Annotated in this window: 18 protein-coding genes, 1 tRNA gene and 1 riboswitch; of the genes, 15 read left to right on the plus strand and 4 right to left on the minus strand. The window is 73.3% G+C overall.

The features are described 5' to 3' along the window. Positions 1-191 precede the first annotated feature (191 nt). Positions 192-1667, plus strand: coding sequence for an NAD-dependent malic enzyme (locus OG689_RS25785; RefSeq protein WP_266323249.1), 1476 nt, complete (start codon positions 192-194; stop codon positions 1665-1667). A gap of 520 nt (positions 1668-2187) precedes the next feature. After that, complete coding sequence (locus OG689_RS25790; RefSeq protein ID WP_030059737.1) at positions 2188-2469, plus strand: HU family DNA-binding protein; 282 nt, start codon at positions 2188-2190, stop codon at positions 2467-2469. A 163-nt stretch (positions 2470-2632) separates the two neighbouring features. On the opposite strand, the gene murA is transcribed toward OG689_RS25790, so the two are convergent. Then, positions 2633-3973, minus strand: coding sequence for a UDP-N-acetylglucosamine 1-carboxyvinyltransferase (murA, locus tag OG689_RS25795; protein WP_266323250.1), 1341 nt, complete (start codon positions 3971-3973; stop codon positions 2633-2635). Between the two features lie 296 nt (positions 3974-4269). Here murA and OG689_RS25800 point away from each other — a divergent pair, with 296 nt between their 5' ends. The 6 genes from OG689_RS25800 (at position 4270) to OG689_RS25825 (ending at position 11927) form a co-directional block, all read left to right on the plus strand. Further along, a complete protein-coding gene (locus OG689_RS25800) occupies positions 4270-4839 on the plus strand; it encodes a YqgE/AlgH family protein (protein ID WP_266323251.1) in 570 nt (189 codons plus the stop codon). 74 nt (positions 4840-4913) lie between these two features. Beyond that, entirely contained in the window at positions 4914-5201 is a 288-nt protein-coding gene (locus OG689_RS25805; protein WP_073923022.1) for a DUF3039 domain-containing protein, read from the plus strand. Between the two features lie 96 nt (positions 5202-5297). Next, a complete protein-coding gene (locus OG689_RS25810) occupies positions 5298-6914 on the plus strand; it encodes a beta-N-acetylhexosaminidase (RefSeq protein ID WP_266323252.1) in 1617 nt (538 codons plus the stop codon). Positions 6915-7210: 296 nt separating this feature from the next. Next, entirely contained in the window at positions 7211-8077 is an 867-nt protein-coding gene (locus OG689_RS25815; protein WP_073923132.1) for a xanthine dehydrogenase family protein subunit M, read from the plus strand. Beyond that, positions 8074-9588, plus strand: coding sequence for a 2Fe-2S iron-sulfur cluster-binding protein (locus OG689_RS25820; RefSeq protein WP_266323253.1), 1515 nt, complete (start codon positions 8074-8076; stop codon positions 9586-9588). Before OG689_RS25815 ends, OG689_RS25820 begins: the two co-directional genes overlap by 4 nt. A 23-nt stretch (positions 9589-9611) precedes the next feature. Then, positions 9612-11927: a xanthine dehydrogenase family protein molybdopterin-binding subunit gene (locus OG689_RS25825; protein ID WP_266327433.1), complete on the plus strand. Its 2316-nt coding sequence runs from the start codon at positions 9612-9614 to the stop codon at positions 11925-11927. Between the two features lie 218 nt (positions 11928-12145). Here OG689_RS25825 and OG689_RS25830 read toward each other — a convergent pair. Continuing rightward, positions 12146-12217, minus strand: a tRNA-Cys gene (locus OG689_RS25830). Between the two features lie 238 nt (positions 12218-12455). Next, positions 12456-12515: riboswitch (guanidine-III (ykkC-III) riboswitch) on the plus strand. Positions 12516-12563: 48 nt separating this feature from the next. Between OG689_RS25830 and OG689_RS25835 the strand changes: the two genes are divergently transcribed. Both OG689_RS25835 and OG689_RS25840 read left to right on the plus strand, forming a co-directional pair. Continuing rightward, complete coding sequence (locus tag OG689_RS25835; RefSeq protein ID WP_266323254.1) at positions 12564-12878, plus strand: SMR family transporter; 315 nt, start codon at positions 12564-12566, stop codon at positions 12876-12878. Positions 12879-13011: 133 nt separating this feature from the next. Beyond that, complete coding sequence (locus tag OG689_RS25840; protein WP_266323255.1) at positions 13012-14457, plus strand: MFS transporter; 1446 nt, start codon at positions 13012-13014, stop codon at positions 14455-14457. A 4-nt stretch (positions 14458-14461) separates the two neighbouring features. Here the strand turns inward: OG689_RS25840 and OG689_RS25845 are convergent, their stop codons facing one another. After that, positions 14462-15760, minus strand: a complete 1299-nt coding sequence (locus OG689_RS25845) for a hypothetical protein (RefSeq protein ID WP_266323256.1) — start codon at positions 15758-15760, stop codon at positions 14462-14464. Positions 15761-16028: 268 nt separating this feature from the next. Between OG689_RS25845 and OG689_RS25850 the strand changes: the two genes are divergently transcribed. Continuing rightward, positions 16029-18614, plus strand: a complete 2586-nt coding sequence (locus OG689_RS25850) for a phosphatidylglycerol lysyltransferase domain-containing protein (RefSeq protein WP_266323257.1) — start codon at positions 16029-16031, stop codon at positions 18612-18614. A 270-nt stretch (positions 18615-18884) separates the two neighbouring features. After that, complete coding sequence (locus OG689_RS25855; RefSeq protein ID WP_266327435.1) at positions 18885-19448, plus strand: class F sortase; 564 nt, start codon at positions 18885-18887, stop codon at positions 19446-19448. A gap of 119 nt (positions 19449-19567) precedes the next feature. Here the strand turns inward: OG689_RS25855 and OG689_RS25860 are convergent, their stop codons facing one another. After that, positions 19568-20005 carry an SsgA family sporulation/cell division regulator gene (locus OG689_RS25860; protein WP_266323258.1) on the minus strand — a complete coding sequence of 146 codons (438 nt, stop codon included), beginning with the start codon at positions 20003-20005 and terminating at the stop codon, positions 19568-19570. Positions 20006-20198: 193 nt separating this feature from the next. On the opposite strand from OG689_RS25860, the gene OG689_RS25865 reads away from it, so the two are divergent. The 3 genes from OG689_RS25865 (at position 20199) to OG689_RS25875 (ending at position 22771) form a co-directional block, all read left to right on the plus strand. Then, positions 20199-20396 (plus strand): ribbon-helix-helix protein, CopG family, encoded by a 198-nt coding sequence (locus OG689_RS25865; RefSeq protein WP_323189387.1) that lies wholly within the window; start codon positions 20199-20201, stop codon positions 20394-20396. Beyond that, positions 20393-20779 (plus strand): type II toxin-antitoxin system death-on-curing family toxin, encoded by a 387-nt coding sequence (locus OG689_RS25870; RefSeq protein ID WP_266323260.1) that lies wholly within the window; start codon positions 20393-20395, stop codon positions 20777-20779. The genes OG689_RS25865 and OG689_RS25870 overlap by 4 nt, the downstream gene beginning before the upstream one ends. Positions 20780-20941: 162 nt before the next feature. Further along, complete coding sequence (locus OG689_RS25875; protein WP_266327437.1) at positions 20942-22771, plus strand: DEAD/DEAH box helicase; 1830 nt, start codon at positions 20942-20944, stop codon at positions 22769-22771. Positions 22772-22829 lie beyond the last annotated feature (58 nt).

The following is a 22829-nucleotide window of genomic DNA, read 5'->3' on the forward strand; positions in this document are numbered from 1 at the left end:
CGAGGTTCCGCCGGCCGGAGACTCTTTTGTGGAGTCCGGACACTCAATGAACTTTATTTCTGCGTACCCCCTGGTAGGTGCGACGATCGAGGTCTAGCATGCGCTGGGCGCGATCTTCAACATTTTGTTGAAGGAGCCCCGCTGTGCAGACCCTCAGAGTCATACCCTCAGTGGACGGAAGAAGGACGTCGATGGCGACCGTGCCCAGTGTCTCCAACTCGATCACGGTGCGGATGGAGGTCCCGGCCTCGGGCAGTGCCGTCAGCTCCATCACCACCGCGGTGGAGTCCTCCGGCGGCTCGGTCACCGGCCTCGACGTCACCGCCTCCGGCCTGGAGGCGCTGCGGATCGACGTCACCGTGGCCGCCTCCTCGGTCGCGCACGGCGAGGAGATCGTCGAGAAGCTCCGCGCGATCGACGGCGTCACCATCGGCAAGGTCTCCGACCGTACGTTCCTGATGCACCTCGGCGGCAAGATCGAGATGTCGTCCAAGCTGCCGATCCGCAACCGCGACGACCTTTCGATGATCTACACCCCGGGTGTCGCCCGGGTCTGCATGGCGATCGCCGAGAACCCCGAGGACGCCCGCCGGCTCACCATCAAGCGCAACAGCGTCGCCGTGGTCACCGACGGCTCCGCGGTGCTGGGCCTCGGCAACATCGGCCCGGCCGCCGCGCTGCCGGTGATGGAGGGCAAGGCCGCCCTGTTCAAGCGCTTCGCGGGCATCGACGCCTGGCCGCTCTGCCTGGACACCCAGGACACCGACGAGATCGTGGCGATCGTCAAGGCCATCGCCCCGGGCTTCGCCGGCATCAACCTGGAGGACATCTCCGCGCCGCGCTGCTTCGAGATCGAGGCCCGGCTGCGCGAGGCCCTGGACATCCCGGTCTTCCACGACGACCAGCACGGCACCGCGATCGTGGTGCTCGCCGCGCTCACCAACGCGCTGAAGGTGGTCCGCAAGGACATCTCCGAGATCCGGGTGGTGATGTCGGGCGCCGGCGCGGCCGGCACCGCGATCCTCAAGCTGCTGCTGGCGGCCGGCGTCGAGCACGCCACCGTGGCGGACGTGCGCGGCGTGGTCCACGGCGGCCGCGACGACCTCAACGACAGCCTGCGCTGGATCGCCGAGCACACCAACCGCTCCGGCCGCACCGGCAGCCTCAAGGAGGCCGTGGCGGGCGCCGACGTCTTCATCGGCGTGTCGGCCCCCAACCTGCTGGACGGCGACGACCTCGCCACCATGGCGAAGGACGCGGTCGTCTTCGCGCTCGCCAACCCCGACCCCGAGGTCGACCCGGCCGTCGCCCGGCAGAGCGCCGCCGTGGTCGCCACCGGCCGCAGCGACTTCCCGAACCAGATCAACAACGTGCTGGTCTTCCCGGGCGTCTTCCGCGGCCTGCTGGACGCCCAGAGCCGCCACGTGACCACCGAGATGATGCTCGCCGCCGCCCGCGCCCTGGCCACCACGGTCGCGGACGAGGAGCTGAACGCGAACTACATCATCCCCAGCGTCTTCCACCCGGACGTGGCCAAGACCGTCGCCGCGGCCGTGCGCGAGGCCGCGCTGGCCAACGCCGGCCCGCGCGAGCCCGCCCGCGACCGGCCCACCCCGGGCTTCGTCGGGACGCTCGACACCTCGTCCTTCCCGGCCGTCGAGCTCTGAGCCGGCCGGTCCGGAGCGGGCCGTCAGGGGTGTCACGCCGCCGGGCAAATGACCGACTCGCGACCCTACCCGTCCGAGTCGGGCCCGAACCCTTGCGACACAAGGGCGAGGGGCGTGTTTGGGCTTGTCCGCGCCAGGGCGTACGGTAGCCCTGAACGGGGCAGGCGTGTCCGACAAGTACGGAACGTCCCCCCGGCCTACCGGCGTGTCGTCCCGACCGCCGCCCGCTCCGGTGCACCGGAGCCGACGGAGCGTCACCGCTTCGACGGGCGGGCGCTGTTCGGGTCAACAGCGCCGGGGCCCGATTGGCTTTCTCGGGCCCGGTCGGGGCAGGATTCGTACCCAGGCAGGCACGCGGGCAGAAAATGCACGGCGCGCGGCTCGGGGTACGAGCCGACCCCTGACCGACCCCATGCCTGAATGAGCACAGTGTGCGGACCAGCGGCCACCCGGGTGCCCCCGGAGGGACGACCGCTGGGTCCCCTGCACACCGCAACGCGAACAGACCACAGGAGTACACATGAACCGCAGTGAGCTGGTGGCCGCGCTGTCCGAGCGCGCCGAGGTGACCCGCAAGGACGCCGACGCCGTTCTGGCCGCTTTCGCCGAGATCGTCGGCGAGGTCGTCGCCAAGGGCGACGAGAAGGTCACCATCCCCGGTTTCCTGACCTTCGAGCGCACCCACCGCGCGGCCCGTACCGCCCGCAACCCGCAGACCGGTGAGCCGATCCAGATCGCGGCCGGCTACAGCGCCAAGGTCAGCGCCGGCTCCAAGCTGAAGGAAGCCGCCAAGGGCGCCTGACGCCGCAGGCTCCCAGGAGCCCCGCAGCAGCTGTGAACCGCCGGGGGCGGACCGATGCGAGTCGGTCCGCCCCCGGCGGCGTCGTACGGCCCGGTGAACGGGCGTGGAACGGCCGGTGGCCGGCTCCCCGAGGGGAGCCGGCCACCGGCCTTCGTACGGGCGGTCAGGCCGTCACCAGCTCCTCGCTGGGCAGCTCGACGTGGGCGCCGAGGTCACGGAGCTTGTCCATGAAGTTCTCGTAGCCGCGGTTGATCAGGTCGATCCCGTGCACGGTGGAGGTGCCCTCGGCGGCCAGCGCCGCGATCAGGTACGAGAAACCGCCGCGCAGGTCGGGGATGACCAGCTCGCCGCCGATCAGCTTCGACGGCCCGGAGACGACCGCCGAGTGCTGGAAGTTGCGCGCGCCGAACCGGCACGGCGTGGAGCCCAGGCACTCGCGGTAGAGCTGGATGTGCGCGCCCATCTGGTTCAGCGCGCTGGTGAAGCCGAGCCGCGACTCGTAGACCGTCTCGTGCACGATCGACAGGCCGCTGGCCTGGGTCAGCGCGACCACCAGCGGCTGCTGCCAGTCGGTCTGGAAGCCGGGGTGCACGTCGGTCTCCAGGGCGATCGCCTTGAGCTCGCCACCCGGGTGCCAGAAGCGGATGCCCTCGTCGTCGACCTCGAAGGCCCCGCCGACCTTCCGGAAGGTGTTGAGGAAGGTCATCATCGGGATCTGGTCGGCGCCGCGGACGTAGATGTCGCCCCGGGTGGCCAGCGCCGCGCAGGCCCAGGAGGCGGCCTCCAGGCGGTCCGGCAGGGCGCGGTGGTTGTAGCCGCCCAGCTCGTCCACGCCGGTGATCAGGATGGTGCGGTCAGTGCCCAGCGAGATGATCGCGCCCATCTTCTGCAGCACGCAGATCAGGTCGACGATCTCCGGCTCGATGGCGGCGTTGCGCAGCTCGGTGACGCCCTCCGCGAGGACGGCGGTGAGCAGGACCTGCTCGGTCGCGCCGACCGAGGGGTAGGGCAGCTCGATCTTGGTGCCGCGCAGTCGCTGCTGGGCCACCAGGTAGGTGCCCTGCGGGTGCTTCTCGATGGTGGCGCCGAACTGGCGCAGCACCTCGAAGTGGAAGTCGACGGGCCGGCCGCCGATGTCGCAGCCGCCCAGGCCCGGGATGAAGGCGTGGCCGAGGCGGTGCAGCAGCGGCCCGCAGAACAGGATCGGGATCCGCGAGGAGCCCGCGTGCGCGTCGATGTCGGCGACGTTGGCGCTCTCGACGTGCGAGGGGTCGAGGATCAGCTCGCCGTCCTCGTCGCCGGTACGCACGGTCACACCGTGCAGCTGCAGCAGGCCGCGCACGACCTTGACGTCGCGGATGTCCGGGACGTTGCGCAGCCGGCTGGGGCCCTGCCCGAGCAGGGCGGCGACCATGGCCTTGGGGACCAGGTTCTTCGCACCGCGGACCCGGATCTCGCCTTCGAGCGGGTTTCCGCCGTGAACCAGCAGGACGTCGTCGGTCATCGTTCTCGCAATCCGGGGTGCCAGAGGTCGGGTCCGGGCTCCGCGGGAGAGCCTGGCGTGGTGGGGTCGATCGGGCGGCTGTGGGGCCCGGGCGAGCGAGTTTCCGCCGCGAAAGGGCGTCCACCATCAGTAGATGGTAGTAGGCGTGTGATTGGTTCCCGTCTGCTCCTGTGGTGATGGTGCTCTCTCCGGGTGGTGCCGCGCCCCCGCAGGGGGCCGTACGGGTGGCCGACGGGCCCTGCGGGGTTTCGTGTTGAGGTGCCCCGGAGGGGCTCTCCTGCGGGATCATGTGAGGCATGACCGCGGCGCACTCGCACACCGGCCGGCTGCTCGTCGCGACTCCCGTGCTCACCGATCCCAACTTCGCGCGGGCCGTCGTGCTCCTCCTCGACCACGATGCCGAGGGGGCGCTCGGCGTCGTCCTGAACCACCCGACGCCGATCGAGGTGGGGGCGGTGCTGGACGGCTGGGGCGCGATGGTCGGGCAGCCCGCGGTGGTCTTCCAGGGCGGCCCGGTCGCGCTGGACGCGGCGCTCGGCCTGGCCGTGGCACCGGGCGAGCCGGGGCAGGCCGAGCCGCTCGGGTGGCGGCGGGTGCACGGTGCGATCGGCCTGGTCGACCTGGAGGCGCCGCCGGAGGTGCTGGCGGGGGAGCTGGGGGGCTTGCGGATCTTCGCGGGGTACGCGGGATGGTCCCCGGGCCAGCTGGAGGCGGAGATCGCCGAGGGCGCCTGGTACCTGGTGGACTGCGAGCCGGGTGACATCTCCAGTCCCGAGCCGGAGCGGCTCTGGCGCGCGGTGCTGCGGCGCCAGCGGGGGCCGCTGGCGCTGCTGGCGACGTACCCCGAGGACCCGACGCTGAACTGAGCCGCGGCCCGGCGGCGGGCCGCCGCCGCCGCACACTGGCCCGCCCTCGCGGCGCCCCCATAGACTTGGCACTCATGAGCACTCTTGAGCCCGAGCGCGGCCTCGGCACCGGCACCCTGGTCGAGCCCGTCCCGCAGGTGTCCCACGGGGACGGCGACCACGAGCGCTTCGCGCACTACGTCCAGAAGGACAAGATCATGGAGAGCGCGCTCTCCGGGTCTCCCGTGGTGGCGCTGTGCGGCAAGGTCTGGGTGCCGGGTCGTGACCCGAAGAAGTACCCCGTCTGTCCGATGTGCAAGGAGATCTACGACGGCATCGGCCAGCCGGCCGACGGCAAGGGCGGCGGCAAGGACAACGGCTGACCTGCGCAGATCAAAGGCGGATCGATCCTGCGGCCCGGTCGAATCGATCCCCTGATTGGTCTATGCCATTCGGGTTCGGCGGGGCAGGATGGCGGCATGGACCTCATCCCTGCCCCGCTGAGTTCTGTCCGCCTCGCCGACCAGGACCTCCTCCTCGACCAGGACACCACGCTCACCGCCGCGCCCGGCCTGGAGCCGGTCGAGCAGTGGCTGCGCACCGCCCTCACGGCGGCGACCGGGCTGGCGCTGCGCCCGGCCCCGCCGGGCTCGGCGGCCGGCGTCGAGCTGACCCTCGACGACACGCTGGACGCCGAGGCCTACCGGATCTCCGTCCGGGCGGACCGGGCCGTGATCACCGCCGGCGGCCCCGCCGGGGCGCTCTGGGGGGCGCAGACCCTGCGCCAGCTGCTCGGCCCCGACGCCTACCGCCGGGCGCCGCTGCGCCGCACCGGCTGGGTGCTGCCCGGCGGCGACGTCGAGGACTCGCCGCGGTTCGCCTGGCGCGGCGTCCTGCTGGACGTCTCCCGGCACTTCCTGCCCAAGTCGGACGTGCTGCGCTTCCTGGACCTGATGGCCGTCCACAAGCTCAACGTCCTGCACCTGCACCTGACCGACGACCAGGGCTGGCGGATCGAGATCAAGCGGTACCCGCGGCTCACCCAGGCGGGCTCCTGGCGGGAGCGCTCGATGACCGGCTACCGGGCCGGGCAGCGCCGGGACGATCGTCCGCACGGTGGCTTCTACACCCAGGACGACCTGCGCGAGATCGTCGCGTACGCGGCCGAGCGGCAGATCACCGTCGTCCCCGAGATCGAGCTGCCCGGCCACGCGCAGGCGGCCGTCGCCGCCTACCCGGAGCTCGGCAACGGCGACGTGGTGGACACCGCGTCCCTCGGTGTCTGGACCGACTGGGGTGTCAGCCCGAACGTGTTCAACGTCTCCGACGACACCCTGCGCTTCCTGGAGGGGGTGCTGGAGGAGGTCCTGGAGATCTTCCCGTCCGAGTACATCCACCTCGGCGGCGACGAGTGCCCCAAGGAGCAGTGGCGGGCCAGTGCCGCCGCGCAGGACCGGATCAAGGAGCTCGGGCTGGCCGACGAGGACGAGCTGCAGAGCTGGTTCATCCGGCACTTCGACGGCTGGCTCGCCGGGCGCGGCCGCCGGCTGGTCGGCTGGGACGAGATCCTGGAGGGCGGCCTGGCGCCCGGCGCCACGGTGTCCTCCTGGCGGGGCTACGGCGGCGGGGTGGCGGCCGCGAAGGCCGGGCACGACGTGGTGATGTGCCCCGAGCAGCACGTGTACCTGGACCACCGGCAGGCGCCCGGCGACGACGAGCCGATCCCGGTCGGCTGGGTCCGCTCGCTGGAGGACGTCTACCGCTTCGAGCCGGTGCCGGCCGAGCTGGACGAGGTCGCCGCCCGGCACGTGATCGGCACCCAGGCCAACCTCTGGACCGAGTTCATGGACAGCGCCCGGGACATCGACTACCGGGCCTTCCCCCGGTTGGCGGCCTTCGCCGAGGTGGCGTGGTCCCGCCTGCCGGTCGACCCGGCGGCGCGCGACTGGGCGGGCTTCGAGCGGCGGATGACTGCCCACCTGGCCCGGCTGGACGCGCTCGGCGTCGAGTACCGCCCGGCGGCGGGCCCGCACCCGTGGCAGCGGTGGCCCGGGGTGCTGGGCCGCCCGATCGAGGGCGCGCCGCCGCAGGTGTGACCGGGACGCCGCAGGTGTGACGCCGGCGCCGGGAACTTCGACCCGGTCGTCGTGCGTCAAGAAAAGGTGAACAATCGGCTCCGGTTCGTACCGGACCGGAGCTGATACCGGCTGGTTTCAGCCACAATCGGGCACACCTGTCCACCGGCCCAGAAATGATCATCAAGCATTGTGTGCCAGAGTTGCCCAACCCTGCCCGATCGCCCGTACCCTACGGGCCAGGCCGTGCTGCCAGACGGGGGCGGGTCGTCGATGAGCAAGTGGAGCACGGTGGGACCCAGGTGAACCGGACGATCATGCTGCCGGCCTCCCTCGACGAGGCCGTCGAGGCGCTTGCCGCCACCCCGGCCGCGGTACCGGTGGCCGGCGCCACCGACCTGATGGAGGCCGTCAACGCAGGGCGGCTGCGCCCCGCCGCCCTGATCGGCCTGGGCCGGATCACCGAGCTGCGCGGCTGGCGTTACGAGGACGGCGGCACCGCCGTCCTCGGCGCCGGCCTCACCCACGCCCGGATGGACCGCCCCGACTTCGCCGCCCTCATCCCGGCGCTCGCCGACGCCGCGCGCACCGCCGGCCCCCCGCAGGTGCGCAACGTCGGCACCCTCGGCGGCAACATCGCCACCGCCGCCCCGGCCGGCGACACCCTCCCGGTGCTCGCCGCCCTCGAAGCCACCGCCACCCTCGCGCGGCCCGGCGCCACCCGCGAGGTCCCGGTCAGCCACCTGCTGACCGGGTTGGACCCGCTGCGCCCCGGCGAGCTGCTCACCTGGGTGCGGGTCCCGCTGCTGCACGCCCCCCAGGTCTTCCTCAAGGCCACCGGCCGCAGCGGCCCGGCCCGCGCCACCGCCTCCGTCGCCGTCGTGCTGGACCCGGCCCGCCGCGCCGTGCGCTGCGCCGTGGGCGCCGTCGCACCCGTGCCGCTGCGGCCGCTGGAGGCCGAGACCTGGGTCGCCAGCTGCATCGACTGGGAGGGCTCGCGCGAGATCGACCCCGCCGCGACCGCGGCCTTCGGCGAGTACGTGGCCGCCGCCTGCGTCCCCGACAGCTACGCCGCGGAGGGCCCCTGGGAGGCCGTGACCGAGGGGCCGACCGCCGCCGCCGTCCGGCTGCGGCGTACCGTATCGGTGCTGGCCCGCCGGGCACTGGGAAGGGCGCTGAAGTGACCACCGAATCTCTTGACTCCGGCCCGCTCGACCCGGCCCCGCCGGTGAGTGCGGAGATGCGCCCCTGCGCCTCGTACACGCTGCGGGTCAACGGCTTCGAGCGCCCCGTCACCGACGCCTGGATCGGCGAGAGCCTGCTCTACGTGCTGCGCGAGCGGCTCGGCCTGGCCGGCGCCAAGGACGGCTGCGAGCAGGGCGAGTGCGGGGCCTGCTCGGTGCAGGTGGACGGCCAGCTGGTGGCCGGCTGCCTGGTCCCGGCCGCGCTGGCCGCCGACAGCGAGATCAACACCGTCGAGGGCCTCTCGGCCGGCGGCGCCGCCAGCGACGTCCAGCAGGCGCTGGCCGAGTCGGGCGCGGTGCAGTGCGGCTACTGCACCCCCGGCATGGCGATGGCCGTGCACGACCTGCTGCAGCGCAACCACCGGCCCAGCGAGGTCGAGGCCCGCCAGGCACTCTGCGGCAACCTCTGCCGCTGCACCGGCTACCGCGGTGTGCTGGCGGCGGTGCAGACCGTCGCCGAGGCGCGCGCGGCGGAGGCCGAGCAGGCCGAGGAGGGCTCCGCGCCGGCCGAGGAGAGCGCCGCCGAGCGGCCCGCCCCGGCCCCGGTGGCCACCGAGCAGTCCTCCGCCGACGTCCCGCTGGCCGGCGAGCTTCCGGTCTACGCGGACTCCGAGGCCTGGGTCGAGCACGTCCCGCAGCCGCCTGCGGCCGAACAGCCGCCCACCGGGCACCGGGGGCAGCAAGGGCACCACGGGCAGCCGGGTGCCGGCCCCTACGGCGACGGCACCGGCCCGGCCGGACAGCCGACCGCCGCCGGCACCGGCACCGGCATGGGGATGGCCTACGGCGGCCACGAGCAGGGCGGGCAGCCCGGCGCGTCCTACGACGCCGGCGTGTACGACACCGCGGTGCTGCCGCCGGTGCCGTCCTTCCCGACCCAGCAGGGCCCCGCCGGCCAGCACAACAGCCAGGAGAACGGCCAGCACACCGGCCAGCACCCGGGCCAGCCCAACGGCCAGGTCTACTACCAGCAGCCCGGCTACCCCGAGGCGGCCTACTCGGGCACTCCCGCGCACGGCACCTACCTGCCCGGCGCGCCCGGCTACCAGGAGACCCCGTACGAGGGAATGCCCTACCAGGTCCCCGGTCAGCAGGGCGTCCAGCAGAACGGCGGCCAGCAGAACGGCCAGCTGAACGGCGGCCAGCAGGGCGTCCCGCACGGCACGCCCTACCCCGGCCCGGCCTACCGCAGCGGCGAGTACGACACCACCGACTTCGAGCACGCCCCGTACGACGGCCCGGTCTACGAGAGCACCCCCTCGCACGGCACCGCCTTCGACGGCACCGGCTACGACGGCACCCCGGCGCAGGGCACCCCGTACACCCCCACGCCCCCGCACGGCGTCCCGACCGACGGCGCCCCGGCGGGCGTCCCGTACGGCGCCGACCCCGCGCACGGCATCGTCCCCCAGCCTTCGGGGACCTCCATTCCCGAGGACCGCCACGTATGACCTCGCCCAGCGACATCGCGGCAATGCCCCCCGCGGACAACGCCCGGCCGGACGCCGGCGAGGGCGAGCCGCCCGAGCCCTTCGGCCTCGGCAGCTCCCCGCTGCGCACCGACGCCCTCCCCAAGGCGCTCGGCATCTACCCGTACGCCTCCGACCTGTGGGCCGAGGGCCTGCTCTGGGGCGCCGTGCTGCGGGCCCCGCACCCGCACGCCCGGATCGTCTCGGTCGACACCTCCGCCGCGCTCGCGCTGCCCGGCGTCCGCGCCGTGGTCACCGCCGAGGACCTGCCGGCCGGCCCGGACGGCGGCCACGACGGCGCCCCGCACGGCCCGGTGGTCGCCGACCGACCGATCCTGGCCGCCGGCGTGGTGCGCCACCACGGCGAGCCGGTCGCCGCGGTCGCCGCCGAGCACCCCGACACCGCACGGCTGGCCGCCGCCCTGATCGCGGTCGAGTACGAGCTGCTGGAGCCCGTCACCGACCCCGAGCAGTCGTTCACCGCCCCGCCGCTGCACCCGGACGGCAACCTCTTCCGCCACCTTCCGCTGCGCACCGGGGACCCGGAGGCGGTCGGCGAGATCGTCGTCGAGGGCCTCTACCAGGTCGGCCGGCAGGACCCGGCGCCGCTCGGCGCCGAGGCCGGCCTCGCCGTGCCCCGCCCCGACGGCGGTGTCGAACTGCACCTGTCCTCCACCGACCCGCACGGCGACCGCGACCGCACCGCCGCCTGCCTCGGCCTGGAGCCCGACCGGGTGCGCCTGGTCGTCACCGGCGTGCCCGGCGCCACCGCCGACCGCGAGGACCTCTCCTTCCAGGTCACGCTGGCCCTGCTCGCACTGCGCACCGGCCGCCCGGTGAAGATGACCCTCACCCGCGAGGAGTCCTTCCACACCCACACCACCCGGCACCCGGCCCTGCTGCGCTACCGCCACCACGCGGACGCCGAGGGCCGGCTGGTGAAGGTCGAGGCGCAGATCCTGCTGGACGGCGGCGCCTACGCCGACGTCTCCGCCGAGGCGCTGGCCGCCGCCACCGCCTTCTCGGTGGGCCCCTACGTCTGCCCGAACGTGTTCGTGGACGCCTGGGCGGTCCGCACCAACAACCCGCCGGCCGGCCGGATGCGCGGCGAGGGCGCCCTGCAGACCTGCTTCGCGTACGAGTCCCAGCTCGACCAGCTCGCCGTCCGGCTCGGCCTCGACCCGGTGGAGATCCGCCGCCGCAACGCGCTCTCCACCGGCGACTCGATGCCCACCGGGCAGGCCGTCACCTGCCCCGCGCCGGTCACCGCCCTGCTGGACGCCGTCGCCTCCGAGCCGCTGCCCGCCCTCCCGGTGGACGACCCGGACGCCGACTGGCTGCTGCCGGGCGGGCCCGGCGGCGCCGGCGACCCGGCCTCGGTGCGGCGCGGCATCGGCTACGCGGTCGGCATGGTGCACATGCTCGGCGCCGAGGGCGAGGACGAGGTCTCCACCGCGACCGTCCGGGTCAGCGGCGACCACGCCACCGTGATCTGCGCCGCCGTCGACTCCGGCCAGGGCTTCGCGACCCTGGCCCGGCAGATCGTGCAGAGCGTGCTCGGCGTCAGCGAGGTCTACATCGCGCCGGTCGACAGCGACCAGTCGATCGCCGGGCCGTCCGCCCGCGGCCGGCACACCTGGGTCTCCGGCGGCGCCGTGGAGCGGGCCGCGCTGATGGTCCGCCACCAGCTGCTCCAGCCGATCGCCGCCAACTTCGGCATGTCGGTGGAGCTGCTCTCGATCGCCGACGGCAAGATCACCTCCTACGACGGCGTGCTCGGCATGCCGGTCGGCGAGGCGCTGGAGGGCAAGGAGCTCTGGGCCACCGCGCAGTGCCGCCCGCACCCCACCGAGCCGCTCGACGAGGCCGGCCAGGGCGACGCCTTCGTCTCCATCGCGTTCTGCGCGATGCGGGCCGTGGTGGACGTGGACATCGAGCTCGGCGCCGTCCGGGTGGTCGACGTCACCGTCGCCCAGGACGTCGGCAGGGCGCTCAACCCGCGCCAGATCGAGGACCGGATCGAGGCCGGCGTCGCCCAGGGCGTGGGCCTGGCCCTGCTGGAGGACCTGCGCACCGAGGGCGGGATGCTGGTCAACCCGTCGCTCACCGGCTACCGCCTGCCGACCGCGCTGGACACCCCCGAGGTCCGGGTCGCCGCCCTGCTGGAGGAGCGCGACGTGGTCGCCACCTTCGGCGCCAAGGCCGTCAGCGCGGCCCCCGCCGTGGTCGCCCCCGCCGCCGTCGCCGCCGCCGTGCGCGCGGCCACCGGTCTCCCGGTCGGCCGGCTGCCGATCCGGGCCGAGGACGCCGTCAGCGCCTGACCGCCCGCCCGGCCTCTGACGCCCTCCCGGGACCCGCTTCGGCGGGAGCCGGGAGGGCGTCCTCGTGGCGGCGGCCATTCGCCGGCCGGGGCCGTCCTCGCAGGCCCGGCCGCGTGCCGGGGGAGGGGAATCTCACCGGCGGATTCCCGGGGAATATCCGAAGAATGACATGAAGAATTGCCGGTCGGCAATTTTCTGCCGACCGGCAATTCAAAGGGAGGCCATGACGGGAATCGAACCCGTGTAAACCGCTTTGCAGGCGGTTCCCTAAACCACTCGGGCACACGGCCGTGGGGTGACGAGGGCTCAGCCCTTCGTCGGGGGAGGGAAGCTGCGCTCAGGCGCAGGGACAGGCGCGACAACACCGGGGAGCGGCACAGGTGCGGGGCGCTGCGAGGGCCACCGGCTTCCTGTTCATGTCCAACTCCTGTCGTCGCGCTGTTCGGTGAATTCATCTTATGCGGAACGGGGTGGGGTGCGTCAATATCCTTTTGTAAATTCCGTGTGGCGGCTCGTGCTACCGTCGAAGACAGGTGAGCGATCACCCCGGACGAGCGCGTCGTACCCGGAACGACAAGACGGCGCAGTACCGGCGGCCACCCCGGCCGTCGACCACTGCGAAGGATCGGTTCCGTCATGGCCTGGCTCGTTCTGCTCGTCTCCGGCGTCCTGGAGACCGTCTGGGCGGTCGCCCTGGAGAACTCCAAGGGCTTCTCCCGGCTCGTCCCCACCCTCGTCTTCTCCGTCGCCCTGCTGCTGAGCATGGGCGGCCTGGCCTACGCGATGCGCACCATCCCGATCGGCACCGGCTACGCGGTCTGGGTGGGCATCGGCGCCGTCGGCACCGCGCTCTACGGCATGGCCGTCCTCGGTGACGCCGTCACGATGGCCCGGATCGGCTGCCTGCTGCTGATCGTCTCCGGCGTGGTCGGCCTCAAGGTGCTGCACTGACCCTCCGGCGCGGCCGGCCCGGAGACCCTCCTCCGGGCACGGGCCGCCGGCCCCGCGGCCTAGGACTCGCGATGTAGCCGATCAGGTCATAAGTCAGGGGTCACCAGAGCCGTTGCGCCTTACCATGGCGGGTATGACCACAGCCTCCCCCACCTCGGTCGACCCTGCCCCCGACCGGCTCCCCCCTGGTACGAGCGACTCCGACGGGGTGATGGGCGGCCGCTACCGGGCGCTGACCCTCGGCATCGTCTCGGTGGTGCTGCTGCTGGCCTTCGAGGCGACCGCGGTGAACACCGCTATGCCGGTGGCGGCCCGCCAGCTCGACGGGATCGCGCTCTACGCCTTCGCCTTCTCCGGCTACTTCACCACCACCCTCTTCGCGCTGGTCGTCTCCGGCCAGTGGTGCGACCGCAGCGGCCCGCTGCGGCCGCTGTTCACCGGTATCGCGGTGTTCGGTGCCGGCCTGGTGGTCGCGGGTACGGCGCCGGGCATGTGGACCTTCGTGGCGGGCCGCGCGGTGCAGGGGCTGGGCGGCGGGCTGGTGATCGTCGCCCTGTACGTGGTGGTCGGCCGGGCGTACCCCGAGCGGTTGCGGCCGGCCGTCTTCGCGGCCTTCTCCTCCGCCTGGGTGCTGCCCTCGATCATCGGGCCCGTGGTCTCCGGCGCCGTCACCCAGCACCTCGGCTGGCGCTGGGTGTTCCTGGCCGTACCGGTGCTGGTCCTGCTGCCGCTGGCGGTGATGGGCCCGGCGCTGCGCCGGTCCGAGAAGGAGCAGCCGGCCGCCACCGGCGAGCCGTTCGACCGGCGCCGCAGCGGCCTGGCCGCGATGGCCGCGCTCGGCGCCGGACTGCTGCAGTACGCGGGCCAGCGGCTGGACCTGCTGGGGCTGCTGCCCGCCGTGGCCGGAGCGGCGCTGCTGCTGCCGGCCGTCCTGCGGCTGCTGCCGCCCGGGACCCTGCGGGCCGCCCGCGGGCTGCCGACCGTGATCCTGCTGCGCGGGGTCGCCGCGGGGGCGTTCTTCGCCGCCGAGGCGTTCATCCCGCTGATGATGGTGACCCAGCGCGGCCTGTCGCCGACGCTCGCCGGGCTCACCCTGACCAGCGGCGGCCTGTCCTGGGCGCTGGGCTCCTGGCTGCAGGGCCGGCCGGGGGCGGAGAAGTACCGCGACGCGATGATCCGGGCGGGCTTCGTGCTGACCGCGGTGGCGATCGCGGGCGCGGCCCTGGTGCTCGTCCCGGCGGTGCCGACCTGGGTGGCCGCGGTGGCCTGGGCGGTCGGCGGGATCGGGATGGGCCTGGCGGTGGCGAGCATCAGCGTGCTGATGATGAAGCTCTCCACCCCCGAGGAGGCCGGTGCCAACTCGGCCTCGCTGCAGATGAGCGACGCGTTGGGCAACGTCCTGCTGGTGGGTCTGGCGGGGGTGCTGTTCGGCGCTCTGGGCGGCGGCTCGCTCGCCGCCGCCCACGAGGGGGCCGAAGGCACCGGCTCGGCCGGTGCCTTCGCGGTGATCTTCCTGACGATGACCGGGGTGGCGCTGCTGGGCGCCCTGGTCAGCGGCCGGACCAAGGCCCGGGCCTGAGTGCTCAGCCGGCCGCCGCGGTGGCCGGGGCCGGTGCGGCCGGCGGGGCGGCGGGGGTGCCCAGGAAGCTCTCCCAGCCGCCGGCCGGCGCCTGGCCGGGGTTGAGGCCCTGGAGCTTGCGCAGCACCGCCGGGTCCTGCGCCTCCAGCCAGTTGACGAGCTGGCGGAAGGACACCAGCCGGACCTCGGGCCGGCTCGCGATGGTGGTCAGCACCTCCTCGACGGCGTTCATGTAGATGCCGCCGTTCCACTGCTCGAAGTGGTTGCCGATGTAGAGCGGCGCCCGGTTGCCGTTGTACGCCCGGTCGAACCCCGCGAGGTAGGCGTCCCGGGCCTGGGTCTGCCAGGCGGGGTACATGCCCGAATCGCCCTTGGTGTTGTTGCCGGACTGGTTGTACATGATGTTGTAGTCCATCGACAGCACCTGGAAGCTGTGCCCGGGGAACGGGACGGACTGCAGCGGGAAGTCCCACAGCGCGCCGCCCTGGAACTTCTGCGGCCAGACCTGCAGCCCGCCGGGGCCGCTGCTGTCGTACTTCCAGCCGCGCTTGGCCGCGGTCGGCAGCAGTCCGCGCTGCCCCTCCAGGCAGGGGGTCCGGCCGCCGATCAGCTCCTTGCGGTAGTCGAAGGGCAGGGCGGGCAGGTCGGTGAAGCCGGTGTTGGTCTTCCAGTTCATGACGAAGTTCATCGCCTGCTCGATCTCGCTGTCCCACTCCTCGGGGGACCACTTGCCGCCGCCGTTGGCGCCGCAGAAGTGCCCGTTGAAGTGGGTGCCGATCTCGTGGCCCTCCAGCCAGGACGCCCCGATCTGCTCGATGGTGTCGTGGATGTGCTGGTCGGTCAGGTACCCGATGTCGGAGGCGCCGACGTTGTGCTGCGGCGGGTGGTAGAGGTCCTTCTTGCCCTCGGGGAGCAGGTAGATCCCGCTGAGGAAGAAGGTCATCGAGGCGTTGTGGTCCTGGGCGAGCTTGCGGAACCGGGTGAAGAGCCGGTTGTCCAGCTCGCCGGCGCCGTCCCAGGAGAACACCACGAACTGCGGCGGACGCTCACCGGGCTTCAGCTGCTCGACCTTCGGCTGGTTCGGCTGCGGGCCGGTGTCCGAGGTGGAGCCGTCGCCGATGGTGGTGGCCGGCGGCTTGGGGACGGCCGTGGGGCTCTCGGTGCGCGCCGCCGGGTCCGCCTCGACCGGTGCGGGGGCCGCCGCCTGCCCGCCGCCCGTGCCGCTGCCGGAGCAGCCGGCCGCGAGGGTGGCGGCGGTGGCGGCGCCCGCGGCCAGCAGAGTCCGACGGGAGAGCGCGTCCATGGTCACTCCGTTCGTGAGGAAGTCCGGACGTCCAGTCCGACAAATGGGGTGATAGGCCTTCGGGCCCGATGTGCGCACAGCATGGCATGCCGTCCGGTCACCGGGGCGGACGTGCCACGCGATACCCCGGGCGGGGGCCGGGTGATCGCCCGATCGGAGCAGCAGCCGGGCGAGCCGGAGGGAAAAAAGGGATGAACCGGCGTCAGATGGGAGAAATCGCCGAGCCGTCCTGCTGAGTGGCAGCCGGCCCGAGCGGGGGGACGGTCCTATGTGGCAGGCGCTGGTCGACACCTATCGGGAGCGGATCATCGACAGCGGCCGCCAGCCGCTCTTCCTGCTGCTGATCGGCCTGATCGGCTCCTTCCTGTTCATCCGTTTCAGCGTCCGGATGATCCGCCGCGGTACCAGCTGGTGGCCCGGCAACGTCAGTCCCGGCGGGCTGCACATCCATCACGTGGTGTTCGGCCAGGCCCTGATGGTGATCGCCGGCGTCGGCTCGTTCACCGTCCGGGGCTGCGGCGAGGCGCCCTGGGACATCCTCGGCCTGGCCTTCGGCATCGGCTGCGGGCTGGTGCTGGACGAGTTCGCGCTGGTCCTGCACCTGGAGGACGTGTACTGGAAGGAACAGGGCCGCAAGTCCGTGGACGCGGTGATCCTGGCGGTCGCCATCATCGGCCTGCTGCTGGTCGGCGAGCTGCCGCTGGGCGGCTTCAAGCGGCACCTGACGGCCGGGCAGCTGGTCGTCGCCGCGGTACTTCTGGCCCTGGTCGTGGTCAGCCTGCTCAAGGGCAAGCTGTGGACCGGCCTGATCGGCCTGATGGTCCCGCTGTTCCCGCTGGTCGGCGCGATCCGGCTGGCCCGGCCGCAGAGCCCGTGGGCGCGCTGGCGCTACCGCAGCCGGCCCAAGCGGCTGGCCCGGGCCGAACGCCGGGACGCCCGGATCCACCAGCGGATCGTCCGCTTCAAGACCTCCGCCTACAACGTGCTGGCCGGCGCCCCCGACCGGGCCCCCGGCAGCGAGGCCCCGCCGGCCGTCGAGGCCGTACCCGCACCCGTACCGGCACCCGGGCCGCTGCCCGAACCGCCACCCGCGCGCGCGCCCGAGCCGGGCCCGGCCCCCGCACCGCTGCGCCCGCTGCCGCCCTGGCGGGCCCGCTGCGCGCTGGCCGCCGAGTGGTACCTGCGGGCGGCCGCGGTGCTCAACCTGCTCGCCGCCCCGATCGCGCCGTTCCGCGACCGGGTCCAGCGGGTCAACTCCGGCGAGTACTTCACCCCCGTCCTGATGACGGCCGGCTTCACCGCCGCGCTCTTCGCCGGCCTGCTCGCCGTCATGCTGCGCCGCCGCAAACGGGCCGCCTGGATCGTCGCCACCACCGTGGTCGGCCTCTACACGGCGATCTTCGTGCTGGCGATGGTGCTGCTCCCCGAGGACCGCGCCCACCCGTTCAACTGGATCTCGGTCGTCCTGAGCCTCGGCGTGCTGGCCGCGCTGGTGCTGGGCCGGCCGGCCTACCGGGTCCGCGGCCAGCACGGCAACGTGGCGCTCGGCCTCGGCGTGCTGATCGGCGGCGCGATCGTGGTCACCGCGCTGGGTGCGCTGCTGGTGCGGCTCGCCGCGCCCGGGCAGATCCCGCCGAGCTGGGGCGCGAGCTTCCTGTACGCGTCGCTGCGGCTGTTCACCGTCTCCGGCATCGTCCTGGACACCGGGATCGACGTGGCCGGCTGGGTGGACCTCACCCTCAACATCCTCGGCGCGGTGCTCTTCCTGTTCGTGCTGCGGGTGTTCTTCCGCTCCCCGCGCGGCCGGGTCCGGATGGGGGACGAGGACGAGCGGCGGCTGCGCGACCTGCTGGAGCGGCAGGGCGAGCGCGACTCGCTCGGCTACTTCGCGCTGCGCCGGGACAAGTCCGTCTGCTGGTCGCCGTCCGGCAAGGCGGCCGTGCTCTACCGGGTGGTCTTCGGGGTGGCGCTGGCCTCCGGCGACCCGGTCGGCGACCCCGAGGCATGGCCGCAGGCGATCGAGGAATGGCGGACGGCGGCCCGGGCCAACGCCTGGGTGCCGGCCGTCACCGGGGCGAGCGAGCAGGCCGGCACCGCGTACGGACGGGCCGGTCTGAAGGCGCTGGAGTTCGGCGACGAGGCGGTGGTCGAGGTGGCCGGCTTCAGCCTGGAGGGCCGGCAGATGCGCCCGCTGCGGCAGGCGTACAACCGGGTCCGCAAGTCCGGCTACCGGGTGGTGGCGCGCCGGCACCGCGACATCCCGGCGGCGGAGCTGGAGACCCTGGTGCGGCTGGCCGACGCCTGGCGGCACGGCCGGACCGAACGGGGTTTCTCGATGGCGCTCGGCCGGCTCGGCGACCCCGCCGACGGCGACTGCCTGATGCTGGAGTGCCGGGACGAGAACGACCGCGTCTGCGCCCTGCTGAGCTTCGTCCCCTGGGGCGGGCACGGGCTCTCGCTCGACCTGATGCGCCGCGACCGGGAGTCCGACAACGGTCTGGTCGAGTACCTGGTCACCGAGCTGCTGCTGAGCGCGGCGCGCGGTGAACTACCGGTCGACCGGGTCTCGCTGAACTTCGCGATGTTCCGCTCGGTCTTCGAGCAGGGCGGCCGGCTCGGCGCCGGCCCGGTGCTGCGGCTCTGGCGCTGGGTCCTGCTGCTGTTCTCCCGCTGGTGGCAGCTGGAGTCGCTGTACCGGGCGAACGCCAAGTACCAGCCGGCCTGGCAGCCGCGGTTCCTGCTGTACGAGCGCTCCTCGGAGCTGTTCGCGATCGTGGCGGCCAACGCCGCCGCCGAGGGCTTCGTCACCCGGCCCCGGCTGGTCGGGCCCAAGCTGCCGTGGACGCGCGACTGAGCGGCCGCGGGCCCCGTTCGGAGCAGCCCGCCGGTGCCTTCGGCCGGATCCGGCCGCACCTGGGATGACCTGCGAGGACGCCGGACGGACGGGCCTTCGTACAGGCTCCGGCGACGGATCGCCGGGCGGTGCCGGGCGGTCGCCACCGGTTCACTGGCCGCAGCGCGACGGAGCGGGAGCGAGAGGGGCACCGGGGTGGGCGGGCAGCAGAGCAGGAGTCCCTGGCCGGGCACGCTGGTCGTCGGCGCGGCCCTGGTGCTGGGCGCCTGGATGCTGCACGACGGCGGGCGCACCCTGCCGCCGCTGCCGGGCGCCGGGCAGCGGATGGCGGGCTTCGGGCCGGTCAGTGTGGTGCCGCCGCTGGACGCCTCCACCCCGACCCGGATCAGGATCCCGGCGGTCCGGCTGGACGCCCCCGTCACCGGGCTGGGCCTGGACGGCTCGGGGCACCTGGAGCCCCCGCCGGAGACGGACCGCAATCTGGCCGGCTGGTACCGGGGCGCCGTCACCCCCGGGCAGCGCGGCACCGCGATCCTGGCCGGGCACGTCGACACCCGCAGCGGCCCGGCGGTCTTCTACAGCCTGGGCGCCCTGCACCAGGGCGACCGGATCGAGATCGCCCGGGCGGACGACAGCACGGCGGTCTTCCAGATCTACGCGATCGAGGTCTACGACAAGCAGGAGTTCCCCGACGACCGGGTGTACGGCCAGGCGGGCGACGCGCAGCTGCGGCTGATCACCTGCGGCGGCGGCTTCAGCGAGCGGGACGGCTACCGGGGCAATGTCGTGGCGTACGCGTTCCTGGTGGACACCGCGCGGGGCAGACGGGCATGACCGGGCGCGGCGGCGGCCCCCCCGGCGCCGCAGGGCAGCGGGGTACGGGCGCCGGGCGGTGCCGCGGGGGTGCCGGCGCCCGGGTGCGGGCCGGGTGGGGGAGGCGGGCCGGTCGGGTGTCAGCCGAGCAGCTCGGCCAGCGCCCGGTCGGCGTCCAGGTGCCGGTGCTCCTCGCCCTCGGGGACGGCCAGGAAGCTCTGCCGGAGGAAGTACCGCAGGTCGGCCGTGTCGAACCGGAGCAGGGCGACCCCTTCGGCGGCGCGCAGCTCGACCGTGGTCTGCGGGCCGAGCGCGGGCCGGACGTGGACGTCCCCGATCCCGGCCGGCCCGGTGAGCCCGGCGGCGAGCAGTTGCCGGGCGAAGACCCAGGTCACCTCGGGGCCGGCCGGCCCCTCCGCCGGCCCGGTCGCGTCCAGCGAGTACTCGGCGGGGAAGAGCATCCGGACGGCCAGCGGGTCGTCGGCGCGGTAGCGCAGGGTGACGTGGAGCAGCGCGGAGCGCCGGGTGGAGATGACGAGGCGGGCCTGGACGAGCTGCTCGACGGCGGGGGTGAGCACGGGGGATTCCTCCGAGGGGTACGGGTGGGGCCCGAGTGACGGACGGGGCTGCTGCGGCCCCACCTGTGGGGAGAGTCACGGGGGCGCCGGCGATTACCCGGCTTCGCCCCTCGGGTCATGGTGACCTGGATCACGGACGCTGCGAAAACTGGTACCGAAATGACCCCACATTCAGTACCGTTTTGGTATGGCGATGAATCTGCGACTGACCGAGGAACAGCAGGAGGCCCTCCGCGAGCGGGCCGAGGTGGAGGGCCGCAGCATGCACGCGGTGGTCGTCCGGGCGATCGAGCGCTACCTGGACGAGGGCACCGACCGCGAGGCCGTGCGCAAGCTCGGCGCCAAGTACGCCGCCCGCCACTCCGATCTGCTGCGAAGGCTCGGGGAATGAAGTACCTGAGCGTGATGGAGATCCTGGAGCTCGCCGAGTACGCCTGCCAGGAGCAGGAGGTCGGCGTCCGCGACCTCGGCCTGCTGTCCTCCGCGGCGCACCGGCCGGAGTCCCAGATGTTCGGCGTCGAGGCGTACCCCGGGCTGTTCGAGAAGGCGGCCGCGCTGCTGCACTCGCTGGCGATCAACCACCCCTTCGTCGACGGCAACAAACGGACGGCCTGGATGAGCGCGGTGGTCTTCCTCGACCTCAACGGGGCCGAGATGACCGGCATCGACCAGGACGCCGCATACCTGCTGGTGGTGGGCGTCGCGGCCGGCGAGATCGGCGACGTGGAGGCCATCGCGGAACAGCTGCGGGCACTCCACCAGGGGCAGTCCTGACCCCCGTCCGCCCTCCGTGTCGGGCGCCGCTCCGGCGCCCGGCCCGGTAGGCTAGGCGGGTTGTCCGACCGCCGCCCGACCGCGGGGCGGGGCCGCTAGAGTGCCCCTGACCTGCGACGATCCCCCTCGGAGACCGTGAGTACCGCAGCCGCTTCCGCCGCCATGTCGCCCCTGTTCTCCGACGCGGTCGAGCCGCACGCACCGGTCCGCCCGGCTGCCGCGGGGGCTCCGTCGCACCACCTCTCGCCGGCCTTCCCCGGACGCGCGCCCTGGGGCACGGCGGGCAAGCTGCGAGCCTGGCAGCAGGGTGCCCTCGACCGGTACATCGAGAAGCAGCCCCGGGACTTCCTGGCCGTCGCGACCCCCGGCGCCGGTAAGACCACCTTCGCCCTCACCCTGGCCTCGTACCTGCTGCACAACCACCTGGTGCAACAGATCACCGTCATCGCGCCGACCGAGCACCTGAAGAAGCAGTGGGCCGAGGCGGCCGCCCGGATAGGCATCAGGCTCGACCCGGCGTACTCCTCGGGCCCGCTGTCGAAGGACTACCACGGCATCGTGGTCACCTACGCGGGCGTGGGCGTCAACCCGATGCTGCACCGCAACCGCACCGAGGCCCGCAAGACGCTGGTCATCATGGACGAGATCCACCACGCCGGTGACTCGAAGTCCTGGGGCGAGGCCTGCTTCGAGGCCTTCGAGCCGGCCACCCGCCGGCTCGCGCTGACCGGTACGCCGTTCCGCTCCGACACCAATCCGATCCCGTTCGTCCAGTACGAGGCGGGCAGCGACGGCATCCGCAAGTCCGTCGCCGACTACACCTACGGCTACGGGCACGCCCTCGCCGACCACGTCGTGCGACCGGTGATCTTCCTCTCCTACAGCGGCAACATGCGCTGGCGCACCAAGTCCGGCGACGAGCTGGAGGCCCGGCTCGGCGAGCCGATGACCAAGGACCTGATCGCCCAGGCCTGGCGCACCGCGCTGGCGCCGCAGGGCGAGTGGATCCCGAACGTGCTGCGGGCCGCCGACAAGCGGCTCACCGAAGTGCGCAAGGCCATCCCGGACGCCGGCGGGCTGGTCATCGCGACCGACCAGAACGCGGCCCGCGCCTACGCCAAGATGATCCGCGAGATCACCGGCGAGGGCGCGACCGTCGTGCTCTCCGACGAGACCGAGGCCTCCCAACGGATCTCCGACTTCGCGGCCGGCGCCTCCCGCTGGATGGTCGCCGTCCGCATGGTCTCCGAGGGCGTCGACGTGCCCCGGCTCGCCGTCGGCGTGTACGCCACCTCGATCTCCACCCCGCTGTTCTTCGCCCAGGCCGTCGGCCGTTTCGTCCGGGCCCGCAAGCGCGGCGAGACCGCGTCGGTGTTCCTGCCGTCCGTCCCGACCCTGCTCGGCTTCGCCAACGAGATGGAGCTCCAGCGCGACCACGTGCTGGACCGGCCGAAGAAGGAGGGCGACGGCCTCTTCGACGAGGAGGACCGCCTGCTCGCCGAGGCCGAGCGCGCCAACGACGGGCCGGACGGCGCCGGCGGCGACGAGTTCTCCTACGAGGCGATCGGCTCGGACGCGGTCTTCGACCGGGTGCTCTACAACGCCATGGAATTCGGCATGCAGGCGCACCCGGGCAGCGAGGAGGAGGACGACTACCTCGGCATCCCCGGCCTGCTCGAACCCGACCAGGTGCAGATGCTGCTGCAGAAGCGCCAGCACCGGCAGATCCAGCGCAGCAAGGCCAAGCCCGCCGAGGAGGCGGACCTGCTGGAACTCCCCGCCGACCAGCGGCCGGTGGTGACCCATCAGGAACTGCGGGATCTGCGCAAGGAGCTCAACGGGCTGGTCGCCGGCTGGCACCACCGGACCAACCAGCCGCACGGCACCATCCACAACGAGCTGCGCCGCCAGTGCGGCGGGCCGCTCACCGCGCAGGCGACGGCCAATCAGCTCAAGGCCAGGATCGCCAAGGTCAAGGAGTGGGCGGCCTGACCGCCCTGTCCCGTCGGTGCGCTGACGGGACGTGAGGAGAACGCCGGGCGCCGGAGGC

Source organism: Kitasatospora sp. NBC_00240, assembly GCF_026342405.1.
In the GTDB taxonomy this organism is placed as follows: Bacteria; Actinomycetota; Actinomycetes; order Streptomycetales; family Streptomycetaceae; genus Kitasatospora.